The following is a 17,248-nucleotide window of genomic DNA, read 5'->3' on the forward strand; positions in this document are numbered from 1 at the left end:
AGGCGTCCGTGATCGAGACGCCGTATTTCAACCCCGCCGGGCCGCCTTCGGAAGGCTGGGCGCCGAGGTGAATGTTGCTCTCGAGCATGGCGCCGATGATGGCGTTGTCGCTCTCGCGCTGGGCGAGCACGCTTTCCCAGACGAGGTGCTGGCGGAGCGGATCCTTGCCGGAGTTCGCATGGCTGCAATCGATCATGATCGCGTCGGGCATGCCGGCCTTGCGGAGCTTTTCGACGGCGGTAGCGACGTGGTGCGCCTCGTAGTTCGCGCCGTCGCGGCCGCCGCGGAGGACGACGTGACAATGCGGGTTGCCGGTCGTTTTCACGATGCTCGTGGAGCCATCCTGATCGATGCCGAGGAAGCTGTGCGGCGTGCGCGAGGACTTCATCGCGTCGATCGCCGTCTGCACGCTGCCGTCGGTGCCGTTCTTGAAGCCGACCGGCATGGAGAGACCGCTGGCGAGTTCGCGATGCGTCTGCGACTCCGTCGTGCGGGCGCCGATGGCGGACCACGAAATGAGATCCGCGATGTATTGCGGAATAATGGGGTCGAGGAATTCGGTGGCGGCGGGCAGGCCGAGCGCGGTGATGTCGAGCAGGAGCTTGCGGGCGAGGGCGAGGCCGTGCGCGAGGTCGCAGGAGTCGTCGAGGTGCGGATCGTTGATGAGGCCCTTCCATCCAACGGTCGTGCGGGGCTTTTCGAAATAGACCCGCATCACGATCTCGTAACGATCGGCGAGTTCCGTGCGCAGGGTGGCGAGGCGGCGGGCGTAGTCCAGGGCGGCCTCGGGATCGTGAATGGAGCAGGGGCCGACGACGACGAGCAGGCGGGAATCCTCGCGCTGGAGAATGCGGCGGGCGGCGTTGCGGCCGGCGAGCACGGTCTGCAGCGAGGCGTCGGAGGCAGGGAGCTGCTCCTTGATCTGCGTGGGCGTAATGAGGCGCGTAAGCCCGCGGACGCGCAAGTTTTCCACGCGATCGGCGGCGCCGGCCTGGGCGCTGGCGGTCGCATGGTCAGTGAGGCTGGTGGTCATAAAAAGCCCGTCACTATTCCGTGGAATCGCGTTTCGCGCAATCCTCCACTTGTAAATCCCCGCCGACTGGCAAATTCTTTGCGGGCGGTTTTTAGGCCGTGCTATCGTCCAACCCGTGGAAGTCACTGCCAAGGCCCCCCAGAAACCGCTGCACAGCTGGCTCGAGGGAGTTTTCCGTTTCGTCACCCGCACCCGCACGGGCACCCGGCACCTGTTCCGGCGCCTCATGCGGAAGCCGCGCACGGTTTCCGAGAGCCCGAACCTGCTGCCGACGCTCATCAAGGTGCTGGCGGCCTTCGCGCGTTCCGAGAGCGAGGTGCTCGAGGAGGAAATCGACTCCAGCCTCGGCTTCCTGCGCTACGACTATCCAGACGCGATCTACTCCGAGCTGCGCAAGCTCTTCCGCGACGCGCTCCACGAGCAGCAGGATCTCAACGCCATCGCGCAGAAGCTGGCGAACCAGCTCAGCGACGACCGCAAGATTCTTCTCGGCGTCCAGCTCTACGATCTCATCTCGAAGGCCGGCCTCAAGCAGGAGCAGGTGATCGCCTACTACTCGTTCATGTCGCAGCTCGGCATGGCGGCGCAGGCGATCGACATCGTTTACCAGCTCAATGCGAACGAGCAGGGCGACGCGCAGATTTATCAGCAGGGCGCTTCGCCGCTGGAGGCCGTGAGCTTCGGTGCGCCGGGGAAATCCGACGTGACGGTGAAGGAGTTCCGCGACGACGAGCGCCTGCTCGCCTACCGCTACCACGAGCTCATCATCCTCAAGAACATGAGCGGGCGGAACCTCATCGTGCAGGGCCGTCTCCTCAAGCCGAACGACTTCTGCCGCCTCTATCCGGGCCAGCGAATCATCGTCGACGAACAGGTCATCGCTCATCAGGAACTCGTCTTCTACTTCAATGCCAAGAAGAACGTCTCGCTGCCCCAGCTTTATGTGGCGGTGAACGATGACGACGAGGTCCGCCTCGAAAAAAACAAGACCCGCGACAGCTGCCTCGAGGTGACGTTCGGTCTCAAGGTCAAGGTGCGTGCGCTCCGCAATGTGGATGCCGTGCTGAATGGCGTGCGCCTCACGTCGGGGACGGTCGTCGATGCCTCGCTCGAAGATCGCATCATTTTCCATGACGACAGCGAGCTCGAGATCGACGATCTCCGCCGCCGCGCGCGTTCCTACGGCGGGCGTTTTCAGCTCAAGGCCTCGAAGTCCGAATACCTCGTCTCGAACAATCCCGGCCTTCTCAACGAAGGCGATATCCTGCTCTCGCCCGGCACCGGCGGCGACGTCCTGCTGAAGATTTACTGCGATTACGACCGTAAGGTCGGCCGCGTCGAGGTGCTCCAGGCCGATCGGCCGATTCTCGTGCGTGGCAACCCCGTGCGCAATTTCACGACGCTCGCCGACGGCGACACCATCCGCGTGGATGCCGGGCAGGTGCTTCGCTGCAACTTCGCCGAGCGGCTCATCGAGGAGGAGCGAAACATCATCCGCACCATGGAGGTGCGCGACGTCACCTGCCGGTTCCGGAACAACGACATCGCGCTCGACGGCCTGTCTTTCACGGTGCAGCGCGGCGAAATGGTCTGCGTGATGGGCGCGAGTGGCTGCGGCAAGAGCACGCTCATGCGCATGCTCTCGGGGCAGTTTCCGCCTTCGCACGGCGAGTTGCTCTTCAACGGCCGTTCGCTCTATGCGAACTACGAAACGCTGCGTCGCTACGTCACCTACGTGCCGCAGTATGACGCTTTCGACGAGCAGCTGACCATCGAGGAGAATCTCGATTTCGCTGCCGCGATCCGCACGCCGCATCTGTCCCGGCGCGAGCGCCTGCGTCGGATCGACGGCAAGCTCGCGGAGCTTGGCCTGAACGAACGCCGCGACAGCGTCGTCGGCAGCGCGCAGAAGAAGACGCTCTCCGGCGGCGAGCGCAAGCGCCTGAACATCGGCCTCGATATGATCAGTTCGGCGGACATCTTCCTGTTCGACGAGCCGACCTCCGGCCTGTCCTCGAAGGATTCCGAGCACGTCATCGAGATCATTCGCGGCATGTCGCACAACAAGATCGTGCTCGTGACGATCCACCAGCCGACCTCGCGCATCTTCTCGATGTTTCACAAGGCGCTGCTGCTCGATAAGGGCGGCAAGATCGTCTTCTTCGGCACGCCGCACGAGATGCTCCAATACTTCGCCGACGCCGAGCACGTGCAGCACTACGGCACCGCGCTCGGAAAAACCGATGTCGGCGACACGGCGCGGCCCGAGTTCATCTTCGACGTCATGGAGACGCCGCTGCGCGACCTCTCCGGCGACATCATTTTCGAGGAAAACAGCCGCGGCCAGCTCGTGCCGGCGCGGCGGTATTCCCCGGACTACTGGCGCGACAAATACGAGGCCTACCGCCTCGTGAAGGACGTGCGCGCCACGCCCGTCGCCCGGGACCCCGCCGCCGTCACCTCGGTGAATTCGGCGCCGCCGCCGTTTCAAAAACGCCGCGAGGCCATCCGCTGGCGCGAGGAATGGAGCCAGTTTGCCACGCTTCTCCAGCGCGCCTTCATCAGCAAATTCCGCAACCGCGCGAATCTCCTCACGACGATCGTTGAGGCGCCGTTGCTCGCATTGCTCATCGGCGCCGTGCTGCGCTACAGCGAAGGCGGCACCTACGATTTTGCCTCCGCCTACCACATTCCGACCTACCTGTTTCTTGCGCTCGTGGTCGCGATGTTCCTCGGCCTGACCAATAGCGTCGACGACATCATTCGCGACCGCGCCATCCTTCTGCGGGAGCGCAATCTCAATGTCCGGCTCGGTTACTACGTCACGGCAAAGGCGCTCACGCTGACGCTGTTTGCGATCATCCAATGCGCGGCATTTGTGATCCTCGGGAATTGGCTGCTCTCGGTCCGCGGCATGTTCTGGATCGATTTCGTGGCGATGATCCTCACGGCCGTGAGCGGCATCGCCATCGGCCTCATCATTTCCGCCATCGTGCCGGAGGGAAAGACCGCCGTGAACATCATCCCGGCGGTGCTCATTCCGCAGATCATCCTTGGTGGTGCGCTCATCAAATACGAGGAGATGAATCGCAACCTCGACTTCGTCTACACGGTGCAGACGTGGTTCACGAATCATCCCGAGAGCGCGCTTCCGCCGCGCAGCGACCTGCAGGTGCCGTTGATCTGCGAATTCATGCCGATGCGCTGGTCCTACGAAGCGCTCATCTACGCCCAGGCAAAGCTGAACCCGCTCACCCGCCGACAGGAGCAGATCCAGAGGGAAATTTCGGCCCTCGCCGCGAAGCGCGCCGCCAGCGAAGCCGAGGAGCAGCGTCTCGACGACCTCAAGGAACTGCTCGCGCTCGTCTCCGGCCTCCAGGGCAAGTCCCCGGGCGAGATCGACCGCGCTCTCGGGATGATCGACCGCGTCATCCACGGCGGCCCCTATGATCCCAAGGCCATCGGCGCGCACTCCGGCCCGATCACCGCCGAGCAGATCTACGTGAACCAGAAGGTCACCGATCTCGTGTCGAAGGCCGAGATGGAGCAGCTCGATTACCGCCTTGATGAAGGGCGCAAAAAGCACCTCAACGTCTTCTTTGGCCCGATCAAGCAATACTTCGGCATTCGCGCCAGCGTTCTGCTCTTCAATACCGGCATCCTCCTCGTCACGACACTCGCCGGCTTCTTCGCGCTCTATTTCATCCTGCGCTACCAGATTTCCGTGCGCGGACCGTAGAAACCTCCGCGAGCCGCTTTCTTTTATGATTCCACTCGAAGACGCCTACAACGACGTGCTGGGCAAAGCCCTGCGCGGCACCGGGAAAACGCCCGCGGACATCTCCGCCGCCAGTGGCGTCTCCGTCGAACAGATGCGCGCCGTGATCGATGGTGCATTCGATGCCACGGTCGTGCGGGCGATTGCCGCTCCGCTCGGCCTCGCTCCGGATCGCCTCGTTGCCCTGGGCGAGGGGAGCTACAGGCCGGCTCCGGTCGAGGTCGAGGGTTTGAAGCAATACAACACGCCCTTCGACGACATGCTGGTGAATGCCTTCCTCGTCTGGAATGCCGCCTCCGGATCCGCCGCGATGTTCGACACCGGCTCGGACGTCAGCGAACCGCTCGCTGACGCGGCGAAGCTGGGCGTGCGCATCGAGCAGGTCTTCATCACCCATTCGCACGGCGACCACATCTACGATCTCGATCGTCTTCTCGAGAAAACCGGCGCCCGGGCATTTACCCCGGTTGGCGAGGAAGTCACCGGCGCGGAAACCTTCGCCCCCGGCCAATCCTTCTCGATCGGCAGACTCACCATCGAAACACGGCTCACCTGCGGGCACGCCCGCGGAGGCGTCACCTATGTCGTGCGAGGACTCGCGCAATCGGTCGCAATCTGTGGCGACGCGATGTTTGCCGGTTCGATGGGCGGCGGCATGGTTTCGTATGCCGACGCGCTCCGCACGAACCGCGAGGCCATTCTCTCCCTGCCGGCGGAAACCGTTCTTGCTCCCGGCCACGGTCCGCTCACCACCGTCGGCGAACAGCGCCGGCACAACCCCTTTTTTCCGGAAGCGTTATGAGTATTCGTATGGGAATCGTCGGCGTCGGCCGCATGGGCGCCAACATGGCCCGCCGCCTGAAAGACGTGGATTACGAGGTCAGCGCCGTCTTCGACGTTCACGGGCCCAGCGCTGCGACCCTGGCCGAAGAACTCGGGTGCCTTCACGCGCCCACGCTCGCCGCAGTCACCGCGGCCAGTGACGTCATTTTCACCGTCGTGACCGACGACGCGGCCATGCGCACAATTTTCTCGGGAGGTCCGGATTCGTTGCTCCAGGGCGCCGCCGGAAGGACCTTCGTGAATTTTGCCACGGTCACGCCGGCCGTGCATCTCGAAGTCGAGGCGCTGGCTGACCGCGTGGGCGCTCGCACGCTGGAGGCCTGCATGGCCTCGAGCATCACCCAGGCCCGGGAGGGCACGCTCTACCTGATGGTCGGCGGCAATTCGGCGACCTTCGAAACGGTGCGTCCCATCCTTGAAAAACTCAGCGCATCCCTTCGCTACATCGGGCCCACCGGATCCGCGGCAAAGGTGAAGGCGCTCGTGAACATGGTGATGAACATCAACACCGCCGGCCTCGCGGAGGGGCTCGCCCTCGGCGACGCGCTCGGGCTCGACCTCACGATGCTGCGCGAGGTTTTCAGCCAGACCGGCGCGAATTCCCAGGTGCTCAAAACGGATGGGGAGGACATGCAGAACCGCGACCACGCCTGCTTTTTCTCCGCCGGGCACGCCGCCAAGGACTCCGGCATTGCCCTCGAACTGGCCCGCGAAGCCGGCGTCATCACGCCACTCGCCGAGGCGACCAAGGCCCAATACGACGCCATGGTCGCCGCCAACCTGGGCGAACTCGACAAATCCGGGATCGCCGAGCTGACCTTCAAATCCCGCCGGCCCCAGGCGTTGGAAGGTTCAGGAAGCGGCGGTTGATCCCGCTCCGGCTGCTGGCGGCGATGAGGCCTTCATTTCCCGATATTGAAAAGCGGGCACGCTTTCCCGAATGAAATCCTCGATCAGTTTGAGAGTTTCGGCGCGATTGCGGCCGCCAGGGGCCCAACCTTCGAGGACCGGAGACATGACGATTACGTAGGCCCATCGATTGGCCTTGTTATGGAGCAGGAGGTCCAGGTTTGTCCGCAGCACGCGTTCGAGGTGGTAGGGAGTTTCCCGGTCGGCGCTGACGAACCAGTAAGCATAAAGAGCGTTCAACTCCCGGCCTTTGTCCGCGGGCCCAGAGGGACGCGCAATGTCGAGCACCATGACGGGCATCAGGGCTCCTGACTTGAGCGGCACTTTCACCACCTCGCCGGCCCGGACCCGCCAGCCTTGGCCGGGCAGGCAAATTTCGGGACGATGAATGCTTCGCCGATCCGCTCCGCTAAGCACGATCTGGAGATTGACGCTGTCGGCGGCGCCGCCGGTATATAGTTTTTTGACGATTTCCGTATCTTCGGGAAGCATCACCTTCTCTCCTTCCGAGATCGGCTGATCCTTGCCGGCGAATCCCAGGATCGTGGCGGGTAGCTGCATTTTCACACCGGGTTGCTCGATCTCCGGGGGAGGCGGCCCCCAGACGCAGATGAAGAAAACCACGGCCGCCAATGCGCCAAAGGCAAGATACTTAACGACCGGACGGGAAACGCGAGGATGGGTGTCTCTAAGAGCAGTTTCGCCGGACATAAGTTGGGATCAATAGAGATCAGGCGAAAGCGAGTCGCGCTCGCGCCTCGGTTTTATTGCGCCGATTTCGGGGGCGTTTTGCGCAAAACCTCGCACTCTCCGCACGAAAGCGTGGATTTCACCAGACTTGAGTTGGAGCAGCGAGGCCACGCCAAACATACCGCCGAGGGCGATCACGAAGACAACGTAGCCGGCCAGAAGGTGGAAAATTGTCGGGTTCTCCAGAGTGCCGATTGCGACTTTGGGACCCAGAACAATCGTGCCGAGCGTGAGGCACAAAATCCGCGCGAGATTTCCGGCAACGGCCAGCGGAACCGAAGCGAGAAACAACAGGCCACGCTGCCACGGCGTTTTCAACACGAAGCAGCCGTAAAGCGCCGAGATCATCATCAGGGCGAAAAGTGAGCGGATCCCGCTGCAAGGGTCCGCCACATCCACGGCAAATGCGCCCCCCGCGGCCATGCCCATCTCGGGACGGGCGGCCGAAACAATGGCGGTGCCTTGCTGCACGGCGTCCACGCCGAGAACCTGCAAGGTGAGCACACTCGCGTTCGACATCAAAAGACGCAGCGGAAACGTGATCAGGCCGTCCAAAAAGGGCATCGGCCAGGCGAACACGAGAAATGCCAGCGGAAACGTGAGCGCCCGCAGCCATGCCCAACCCAGCAGCCAAAGCACTGCCGAGGCAAAGTAGAGCTGGATCGAAAAAAAGCCGATATACTGGTTGTCCACCCGACGTCCCGCCCAAAAAACGACGAGTGCAAAGGCGAAGGCGAGAACCCCGGGCCACCATCCGGTGATGGGCAGCGTCGCAAGTTGTCGCCGTCTCGTGTAAATGATGAATGCCGACAGGACCGGCACGAGCATGCCGTGCTGGAAATCGGGAAACCTGGTCCACATCACCCACAACGCTCCAAAGACAGAGGTGAGGTGCATGAGATGACTGTGGGTGTATGGCACCACGCCATACAGCAGCACGAAGGCAGATCCCACGAGCAAGCCCATTGGGAGAAGCTGCTTTGCTGGGGAGGAATCCAAGGTCATCCGAAAGAGTATCGGTAATTTACAAGCGGCTGCAAGGCCGTGAATGCGAGGCTTTTTGGACTTTCATGCAGGGGCCGGGAACCGCATCTTTTCGCGATGTCCGCCCTCCGCTCGCTTTCGGCATCGTCCAGATTATCCGACTCTGCGTTTCGCGCGGCGGCGACCCTTTTTGTGGCGGCATTCCTGGCAATCTCGGCAATCCTGAGTTTTCGACACCAAGGCGGGATCGTTTTTCCGGATGAGCACGAATATTACGAGCTGGCCGAAAACCTTGTAAAATACCGCATGCTCACATGGGACGGTATTACGCCGACGGCCGCGCGCCCGCCCGGCTTTGTGTTCTGGCTTGCGATCGGCAAGGCGATTGGCCTTGGATGGAGTGCGCTGGTCTGGCTGAACGCGCTGCTCGTGACGGCGGGGCTCTGGGTGCTGACCGGCGCCTGGTTTTCGGCCTCGAGACTCTGGGCTGGTCGGGCCGTGGTGTTTGCCCTGTTGTTCTGTTATCCGGTTTCTCTTTACGTCACTTCCACGCTGTATCCCCAGGCTTTCTGCCTCGCGCTGATCGCGTTCTCGCTGGCGCTGATGATGAAAGGCAAAGTCTGGGCCGGGGCCTTGGCAGGCGGGCTCATGGCTTGGTGTGTGCTGGCTGCGCCAATTTACGCGCCATGGGCGGGAATCGCCGTCCTGATCTCGATTTTTCACTGGCGCTTGCGGGGTTTCGTCTCCGCGGGAACCTTCGTTCTGCTTTTTGCCGTCGTGATCGCGGCGTGGGGCATTCGGAATGAGACGGTGCTGGGGAGATTTGTGCCCTTTTCGACCAATAGCGGATTCAATCTCTTGATCGGAAATTGCGAGACCACCCGCCCGAACGCGGGGCTGAATATCGACGTCACAAAATACACGAACGAAGTTCTCGCCCGTAAACTGGGGGAGGCTGATGCCGATGCCTTTTACGCCCGGGCTGCCAGGGAATGGATTGCCCAAAACCCCGCAGCGGCAGTCTCCCTGTATTTCCAAAAGGTTCTGAACTACTTCAACTTTCGCAACGAGCTCGTTACGGCTTCCGCCGCGTCGCCAGCCCGCGACGCTGTGATGTTTCTCACGTATTATGCGCTGCTGGCCCTTCTGCTCGCGCGCATTGTCTTCGGGAGAGCAAGCAATCCCCTCGAATGGCGCGATTGGCTGATCCTGGGAGGCTATCTGGCCTGCGCCCTGTTTACTTCGATCGCAACCACTCGGATTCGTTACCGCATCCCCAACGACATCCTCGCGATGCTCGTCGCGGCGCCGTTCGTGGCGGATCTGGCCCGGTTCGCGTTCGACCGGACGGCAGCACGGTTTCTTCGGAAATAACCACCCGCGCCGATCCCTTTATCTGCGATGACTCCACAGCCAGATTTCCGTGAAAGAGTCGAATGGCTGGGGCCCGTGCGATGTCACGACATTTCCCGGGAGGAATTGATCCGGGAACTGGTCCGCTCCGGGGATCGCGGGGCGCCGCCGCGCTTATTCTTCAACCTCAACGCGCATGCGCTGAATCTGGCCCTGAAAAACTCCGCGTTTGCGGCGGCGTTGAATCGCGCGGAGGTGACGTTCTGCGACGGCTTCGGCGTGCTTTTGCTGGCTCGCATTTTCGGAGATGGGCGGCTGCGCCACAGAATGACGCCGCCGGATTTCGTGCAAGAGATTTACAGACGTTTCCACGAAGACGGGAAACGGATTTTCCTGGTGGGCGACGAGCCCGCAAACGTGGAAACCTACGCCCGGAGCGTGGAGGCGAAATTTCCGAAGCTGATTGCCGGCTGGCACGACGGATTCTTTGAACCGGGAAGCTCCGCGGAGAGCGCCCTGATCGAAAAGATCCGGGCGGAGAAGCCGCACCTGCTTTTACTGGGGATGGGAATGCCCCGGCAGGAGCTGTGGGCGGACGTCCACCAAGAGCGGCTCTTTTGCAAAGGCATCCTGACGGTGGGTGCGCTGTTTTCGTGGGGAATATCCACTCGTCGGCGCGGGCCGCGCTGGGCTACCGACCGCGGACTCGAATGGTTGTTTCGTCTCTTTCTGGAGCCGAGCCGGGTGTGGAAGCGCTATTTGATCGGGCTTCCGGAGGTGGTCTTCCGGTTGTTGCTAGCATCCCGTCGCGATTGAGAACCGGAGGCATGGTCCGAGGCGCCCGTTCAAACGGTTTTCAGATTTCGGGCCAGGGAATCCAGAAACGCCGGCAGCGAATATCGCTCCAGAAAACTTTGGCGAAGTTGCGCGAAGTCGGAAAAATCCATCGCCGCTTTCAACTGCCTGGAAAGATCCTCCGAATTTTCGGGAATCGATAGCGACGGAAGATCCCGTCGAAGAATGTCTGAAGTTCCGCGCCATTTGGTGGCGATCACCGGCAAGCCGAATGAAAGGGCTTCCACCATTACGAGTCCGAAGGTTTCGGGCTGAAAAAACGTTGGAAAAATCAGGGCGTCACATTCGGCAAGGAGGACGGCTTTCCGCTCGGAGTCGACATGCCCGACATACATAAAAGGGGAGTGGTTGCTCACGTTTTCGAGGGAGTTCGCCCGTCGGTGAAACTCGGCTCGCTCCGACTCATTCTGGAACTTTCCTGCAATGACCATTCGCACGCGAAGATTCGCTCGTTGTCGAACCAGGTCTTGATTGACCGTTTCAACGGCGTCCATGGCGACGAAGAGCCCTTTTTCCCGCGTGCAGTGGGAGAGGAAAAGAAGATCAAAGGTGGGCGCGTCTCGTGAAACGGACTGGGGGTGGCCTTCGGACGACGGGATTGCCTTTTCCTGGCGATCCCTGAGTCGGGCAAGCCGCCTTTCGAGCACCAACGGGAAACGATCGCCGCATTGATCGGGAATCCCGTTGGGAACGACCACCGTTTGTTTCGGAGCGAGAGCCTCGGCGTCGGACACGTTGTAGTCCGTGAGTGCGATGGAGAGATCGCAGCCTCGATACGACAAACGCGTGAGGTATCGAGCGAAAGGGTCGAAGATTCCGAAAAGAATGGGCGGCGGACAGGTTTTGTATCCTTCCCCGCCGGGGCTTTCCACGAGCGATCTCGCCCAGAAGCCAACGCCAAAAGCATGCCAGTGAAGGACGACCTTCTTGAAGAAAGGCCGAAGGGCGGCAAGGACCAGCCAGTCTCTGATGATCGCTGAAGCTTTCGCCGGGGCGGGCACGTAATACAGCGTGTCGATTCCGAATTCCTTTCGAAGTTGCAGTGCCTCCCGACAGGCGTTGCACAGGCGTTTGAGCTTCGAGCCACGCAGGCTTCCGATGTCCTCCAGATCGTCGGAAAGCTGAACGTTGACGTGGTAACATTCGATTCCGTATTCGGCGGCAGGCACTGCGCTCGGCAACTTTTGATCGCCGCCAAAACCCTCGAGCATCAGCTGCACCATGTAGCTCTGGCCGTGATGCGGCGGGGGCGTGTGGGCGAAGACCAATAGCTTCATGATTTGAAGGGCTTGTTTATCCATTCGATCGCCATGCGAGCAACGTCTTCCACGCTCCAGGATTTCATGCAGCCGAGAGGGAATTCTGGATTGGTGCAGTGATTGAGCGGTCCGCTGGAGGGATCACAGCCGATGCACGGGAGGGATTCCTTTCGGAGAAGGAGAAAGCGATCTTTGTTCCAATAGGGATTCCAGATTGGATGACTCGGACCGCAGAAAATCAGAGACGGCACTCCCAAAGCGCTCGCCAGGTGCATGGGGCCGGAATTGTTGCCAATGAAGACGCGAGAGGCCGCGAGACTGCTCACGAGACTTGAAAGATCGGGAGTGCGGATAACTTCGACAGTCGAACCCGCAAAGTCGGGAAGGGGGATTTCGCTTTCAAGCCAACCCACCCGGAACGATCGGGATAGCTGTTTCGCGAGGAGAAAAAATCTCTCCGGAAGCCATCGTTGGTATTCCAGACTTGCTCCTGGATGGATCAGAAAATCGAAGCTCCTAGCGGCCGATTCCTTCAGAAGATGAGAGACATCTGGAGGTGGTGGGAGGTCTGGCCAGGGGCGCCCGAGATTGGCCGCTAGTCGACACCCGAGAGCCCACGCTCGTTCGGCGGCGGGCAGGTTATCCTCATAGGAAATCAGATCGGTCACCGAACCCGGAACCTTGAGGAAATGGGGTCGACTCCCGATTCGATGAGGAATTCCGGAAGCTAGGGCGAGAAGATGGGCGGTATTCCCCTGATCGTGAGGAATAAGGCAATGGGTCGCTCCAATCCGACGGACCCGCGAGACGAGGGGAAGGATTTTAAGCGGATTCTTCCAAGCGGCATTGAACTCGGGCCGGGAAATGATCTTGCGAGTCACTCCGGGCAAATTCGAATCGTAAAGCGGCTCCGCGAGGGGAGTTGTCCACAGCTCGATCGAGGAGAACATCTGCGATCGTGCCAACTCCTGAACAAGCGGCAGAAATACCACGTTGTCCCCGAGTTGAATGACCTTGAAAATCAGAAGGCGAGATCCCATGCGGCACTCAGATTAGTTCCGGACGGACGGACGTTTGACGGATCGGCGCAAAGTTCGCAACGCCCCGCGCCCGAAAACGGCCGAGATCGCCCACATTACGAAAAATCGAGCATAGGGCCACAATGCGAGAACGGAACCCCATCCCCATCCCCAGTGCTTTCGAAAAAAGTGCGCCCGGGTAGGCCAATACAGCAGGGACTTGGGGCTGCGCATCCCGGCGAAAAGCGTCCGAAACGGAAGGGGGCTTTCTGTCCAGCTTCCAAGCGTTGCGGTTTCGTTCGCTTCGTTGTCGCAGATCAAAAAATTGAGAATCACGCTTTTGAAACCCGCAGCGCGAATGCGAAGGGCATAGTCGGCATCCGCCCAGTTATGAAAAAGTCGGGGATCCATTTCACCGACGGCTTCGACGATGTGCCGAGGAAAGGCCACGCAGTTTCCTCCGAACGAATCAATTTTGACGATTGATGAGGAGTCCGGGGCGACTTGGCAGAGTCCCCAAGCGGTCCTGATCCATCCTCCATAAAAAAATCCGGATGGAGCCACCGAAAGGGCTGAGGCGACACATCGATTCTTAAGCGCATACGCACGAAGCGCCTGGAGAACACCCGGGCGCGGGCGGCAATCATTGTTGAGCCAGATCAGACAAGGCGTTCCCGGGTCGGCAATCCTCATGCCCAGGCGCATCGCCCCCCCCCACCACAGGTTTCCATCTCCCGACACAATTTTTATCTGAGGCCAGATTTTCTCCACCTCCTCGACGGTCTTGTCGCTCGATCCGTCATCGACGAGGATGATTTCGGCCCAGTCGAGGACGCCCTCCCTGGCAAGATTATCCAGACAGCGGAGGGTGATGTCTTTTCGGTCATACGTGGCGATAACAATGGACGCCTCATAGGGGAAATTTTTAAGATCCACTTTTGACGGCAATAAAAACAGCCTGGGTATTTTGCCAATTCAAGAGTTTCGAGAGGGCCGCGCCAATGCCTTCCCAAATTTGCCCTCCTAAAAGAGTCGCGGGAATTCCCATCCCCAAACCCAGCCCCTGAGTGAGCAAGCGATTTGTGGACTCGTTCGCATAGAAAGGTTGGACGCGGTAGCTCCAAGGGTCTCGCTCCTCATAGTCTCGGAGAGAAAGATTAGCATTGGCAACCCAGCCCGATACCATGTCCCGGTCGACTTTCCAAAAGTGGTGCGCATTGTCTTCCAATTCATTGATTGGAACGAGCCCGAGAAAGCAGCCTCCGGGGGCAAGGGTCTTTCGCAAAACTTTTAGAAATGCGACCGGATCGGGAAGATGCTCGAGAACGTGGCTACAGATGACCAGATCGTAAGTTTGCTGAAGCAGTGGATGGTCCTGCCACGAATCGACATCGATAACCTGCATATTCACATGCCTGTGACCTCGATTTTGAAGCATCTGCTGGACCTCTTCAACGGTCACAGGATCCTGCTCCACGCCGTAGAGTTCGGCTGAGAACGGGAGATAGCGAAAAAAAGTGCCTGCTCCGAATCCGTAATCCAAAATCCGTCGATTTTGGAGTTCGATTCGATTCTTCTTCAAAATCTGAAGCGCGGGGAGAACCTTGCCCATTCGCATGTAGGACATGTGATGGAGGGAGCTTTGGCGCCCCCGATAGCAGGTTTCGAAGAGTTCCTGGGAAGGGGGAGGATTCATAAGATTACCCCGTGGCGAACCCGGTTAGCAGGAAAGCGTTCGACCCGGTTCATGTCGCTTCGAGCTCGTAATCGAAAACCTTTTCGGACTCCTCCTCAATTCGACCCGAGACAGTTGCCTGCTCCCGCCGGGCTAACTCCAGCAGACACATCGCGATGACGAAGAACGGAAAAATACGGTCAAAAAAACCAGTATACCAGAATGGAGGGTTTGCGGTGAGGAACATGATCGCGATCCACAATTGCCAGGGGCGCGCATTCTCGCGATTTCTCAGAATAACGAACGCATTCCAGATCCCTCGAAGGCATCCAGCGACGAAAAAGAGCGTTCCTACTACGCCGACGAAATCCAAGGTGCTCACCAAGCCCGAGTGGTAGTTTTGAATCGCCACGAAATATTGAATGTTGAGCGTAGGGTCGTTCATCATCCATTGCATGGCATCGATGCGTTCGTCGTAGGCAAGGCCGCGGCCGAGCAACCATGTCTCGGGAAAAATTCGGGCAAAATAATAGTCTCGAATTTGCGCGCGCCAGGCAAAGCCACCATCCGCATCATCTTTGGTGCGCCAGTCCCAGTCACCGGGCAGCCACGAAAGAGCGCGTTGCATGGGAAGGGGGAGTTCGGCGACCTGCTGGTGAATGAAAACCAGAGTGCCTATCCCCAGAAGTCCGCACAGGCACACCAGAAGGAAAGTGGCCTTCGACCGCGCATACGCTGCGATAAGGGTGCCTAGGGCAATTTGGGCTACGTAGGCGCGATATCCTGAGAGCGCTGCGAGGAGAGCTCCCATCAAGGTTCCGCCAGCTTGGGTTAACAGTCGCCGAAGATGTGGTGCTCGCTGGCAGGCGAAATAACTTAGGCTAAGAAAGGCGATTCCGAGACCCAGCTCACGAAGGCCCGCAATCCGGATCATGGAAAGTTGCGCCCCTTGGAAGGCCGCCATCAACTCAAAGTTCTGATCGTTGTAAATAAAGAATGTAATCGGCAAGGCGGACGGAATAGCCAGGTTGATCAGATCGAATCCAGCCGTGATGATTCCCGGCACCACGCCGATCCACGGAAGAAGGGGAAGCTTGCTCAGATCCAGTTTGCCTGACAGCAGGAGATAGCTGAGGCCAAGAGATGCGATCGAGAGCACGGCCAATCGTCGGCCGACACTTTCTCCGATGCCAACGAGGGCCGGAAATCCGTGGAAAAAGAGGACGACGGTGAATCCGGTGATGCATATGAAAGTCCATTTGCCTTCGATCTGGCCGAACAATCCTCCGTGGAAAGGAACGGTCAGGCACCAGCGAATGATAAGTGCCAAGGCGAAAATTTCCCAATAGCCGACTCCCAGGCCGGTTCGTCCGGTCAGCAAGCTACAGACAATGCAGATGATCACCAGCCAGGAGGGAAAGGAGGACGTGATGGCGAGCAGGACGATCCCGGCAAGCACAAAGACCGGCATCATGGAGTCGGAGGTCAAAAGCGGCCCCATGGCCAGCGCGAAAATGCACGCGGCGGCGATGACGGCTCCTCGAATGAATGAAGTGAAATTGATGTTCACGAAGCGACTGTAGGGAACGGGTGGGGGGGGAAAGATTCAAGAGTTGATTGAATCACCTCGATGATCCGCGAAGGCGCGATCTCCGTGATGCATTTAGCCTCATCGAAAATGCATTTCCAATTGCAGTGATAACAAGGAAGGGGCCGATCGATCCAGTGCTGACGCGGGGGAGAACCCCATGGGGCGAAAATTCCGTGATGCCCCCCCCCGAGAATGAAGATGCCGGCCTTGTCGAGTGCGATGGCCAGGTGGGCTGGTCCCGATTCCATCGAAAGAACCATCCGGGAACCGGCGATCAGCTTCGCTGCGCATTCGATATTTGGCGTGATGGACATGAGCACAGAACAGCCCGGTTGGTCAGCAAGCGAATCAACCAACGACATCGCGGCGGCTTCGTCCGCGTTGCCCGCACAAAATCGGATAGCCGTGAAATTCATCTGTCTGGCCGCGCGGAGCACGTCAAGCAGGCGATCCGGCGGATAATTTCGGACGAAGTCGCTCCCGTAGGGAAAAACCAGCAGCTCCCCGTTGTCACGGGTTGGAAAAGTCGTCAGTTTGGGGGCGATTTCCTGAGGCGAGCATGGTTGTCCCATCAGAAGAGACGCAACCCGGGCATGCGCCTCCAGTTCGAGGGGGGTGTCTTTCACGTCGACGGGATACGACGCCGAAATAACCCTTCTCCAAGGATATTGTGGCGGCTTGGCCGGCATCAGCGGGCAATCGTCAAGCAGGATGATCGTAGCCGGTGAGAGCCAGGCAAGAAGCAGTTCGTGCACAACGAATCGTTGGTGTCGTAAGCAAGCGACTTGTCGACCGCGCAGAGGAAGAAGCCTTTTTCGGAGGGCAAATAAGACTTGGAGAAAGTGGGGAACGTTCTGACTATCGTCGTAAATTTCACTGACAATCAGGGGGAGTTCCGGAAATTCGCGAGCCGCCAGCGATCGGGAAACTTCAGAAACAATGAGGGTCGCAGGAGCCTTCAACGTCTCCCGGGACCAGCGATCCAGGCGGCGAATGCAGCCCGTCGCCAATATGAAATCGCCCAGGCGATCAGGTTTGAAGATGATCAATCCTCCGGAAACCGGCGTTTGCGTCGTTACTGCCAGTCTTTGCAGAATTCGAAGAGTTTTCCGCATGAGCCACTGGCGAAGATCGGCTTTCATTTTCGCCAAGTATTCTAGGAAGGATGCTTGCACGAGCCGTTAGGAAATTTGCCGGCG

At 59.6% G+C, this 17,248-nt stretch carries 14 protein-coding genes; 5 read left to right on the forward strand and 9 right to left on the reverse strand.

The window, feature by feature from the left end; translation table 11 throughout:
* Positions 1-1,033 (reverse strand): 3-deoxy-7-phosphoheptulonate synthase (locus tag VIM61_08940; GenBank protein ID HEY8900525.1); only part of this gene is annotated, 1,033 nt, incomplete at its 3' end.
* Between the two features lie 115 nt (positions 1,034-1,148).
* Here VIM61_08940 and VIM61_08945 point away from each other — a divergent pair.
* Genes VIM61_08945 through VIM61_08955 form a run of 3 tightly spaced genes read left to right on the forward strand, consistent with a single transcriptional unit; the run spans position 1,149 to position 6,524 of the window.
* The gene (locus VIM61_08945) at positions 1,149-4,772 is read left to right on the forward strand and encodes an ATP-binding cassette domain-containing protein (protein HEY8900526.1); all 3,624 of its coding nucleotides are present in this window, start codon (positions 1,149-1,151) and stop codon (positions 4,770-4,772) included.
* 25 nt (positions 4,773-4,797) lie between these two features.
* Positions 4,798-5,613 (forward strand): MBL fold metallo-hydrolase, encoded by an 816-nt coding sequence (locus tag VIM61_08950; GenBank protein ID HEY8900527.1) that lies wholly within the window; start codon positions 4,798-4,800, stop codon positions 5,611-5,613.
* Positions 5,610-6,524: an NAD(P)-dependent oxidoreductase gene (locus VIM61_08955; GenBank protein HEY8900528.1), complete on the forward strand. Its 915-nt coding sequence runs from the start codon at positions 5,610-5,612 to the stop codon at positions 6,522-6,524. The genes VIM61_08950 and VIM61_08955 overlap by 4 nt, the downstream gene beginning before the upstream one ends.
* Here the strand turns inward: VIM61_08955 and VIM61_08960 are convergent.
* Complete coding sequence (locus VIM61_08960; GenBank protein ID HEY8900529.1) at positions 6,507-7,274, reverse strand: exosortase-associated EpsI family protein; 768 nt, start codon at positions 7,272-7,274, stop codon at positions 6,507-6,509. The two genes, VIM61_08955 and VIM61_08960, sit on opposite strands and share 18 nt — an antisense overlap.
* Before the next feature lie 9 nt (positions 7,275-7,283).
* Positions 7,284-8,279 (reverse strand): exosortase/archaeosortase family protein, encoded by a 996-nt coding sequence (locus VIM61_08965; protein ID HEY8900530.1) that lies wholly within the window; start codon positions 8,277-8,279, stop codon positions 7,284-7,286.
* A gap of 135 nt (positions 8,280-8,414) precedes the next feature.
* Between VIM61_08965 and VIM61_08970 the strand changes: the two genes are divergently transcribed.
* Entirely contained in the window at positions 8,415-9,671 is a 1,257-nt protein-coding gene (locus tag VIM61_08970) for a hypothetical protein (protein ID HEY8900531.1), read from the forward strand.
* 105 nt (positions 9,672-9,776) lie between these two features.
* Positions 9,777-10,466, forward strand: a complete 690-nt coding sequence (locus VIM61_08975; protein HEY8900532.1) for a WecB/TagA/CpsF family glycosyltransferase — start codon at positions 9,777-9,779, stop codon at positions 10,464-10,466.
* Between the two features lie 29 nt (positions 10,467-10,495).
* On the opposite strand, the gene VIM61_08980 is transcribed toward VIM61_08975, so the two are convergent.
* The 6 genes from VIM61_08980 to VIM61_09005 form a co-directional block, all read right to left on the reverse strand.
* Positions 10,496-11,806 (reverse strand): glycosyltransferase family 4 protein, encoded by a 1,311-nt coding sequence (locus tag VIM61_08980; protein HEY8900533.1) that lies wholly within the window; start codon positions 11,804-11,806, stop codon positions 10,496-10,498.
* Positions 11,779-12,804, reverse strand: a complete 1,026-nt coding sequence (locus tag VIM61_08985; protein ID HEY8900534.1) for a glycosyltransferase family 9 protein — start codon at positions 12,802-12,804, stop codon at positions 11,779-11,781. Before VIM61_08985 ends, VIM61_08980 begins: the two co-directional genes overlap by 28 nt.
* A gap of 12 nt (positions 12,805-12,816) precedes the next feature.
* Entirely contained in the window at positions 12,817-13,719 is a 903-nt protein-coding gene (locus VIM61_08990; GenBank protein ID HEY8900535.1) for a glycosyltransferase family 2 protein, read from the reverse strand.
* The gene (locus tag VIM61_08995; GenBank protein HEY8900536.1) at positions 13,709-14,395 is read right to left on the reverse strand and encodes a class I SAM-dependent methyltransferase; all 687 of its coding nucleotides are present in this window, start codon (positions 14,393-14,395) and stop codon (positions 13,709-13,711) included. Before VIM61_08995 ends, VIM61_08990 begins: the two co-directional genes overlap by 11 nt.
* Before the next feature lie 133 nt (positions 14,396-14,528).
* Positions 14,529-16,028 carry a hypothetical protein gene (locus tag VIM61_09000; GenBank protein ID HEY8900537.1) on the reverse strand — a complete coding sequence of 500 codons (1,500 nt, stop codon included), beginning with the start codon at positions 16,026-16,028 and terminating at the stop codon, positions 14,529-14,531.
* On the reverse strand, positions 16,025-17,191 hold the full coding sequence (locus VIM61_09005) for a glycosyltransferase family 9 protein (GenBank protein ID HEY8900538.1): 1,167 nt from the start codon (positions 17,189-17,191) through the stop codon (positions 16,025-16,027). The genes VIM61_09000 and VIM61_09005 overlap by 4 nt, the downstream gene beginning before the upstream one ends.
* Positions 17,192-17,248 lie beyond the last annotated feature (57 nt).

It is taken from the genome of Chthoniobacterales bacterium, assembly GCA_036569045.1.
Lineage (GTDB): Bacteria > Verrucomicrobiota > Verrucomicrobiia > Chthoniobacterales > JAATET01 > JAATET01.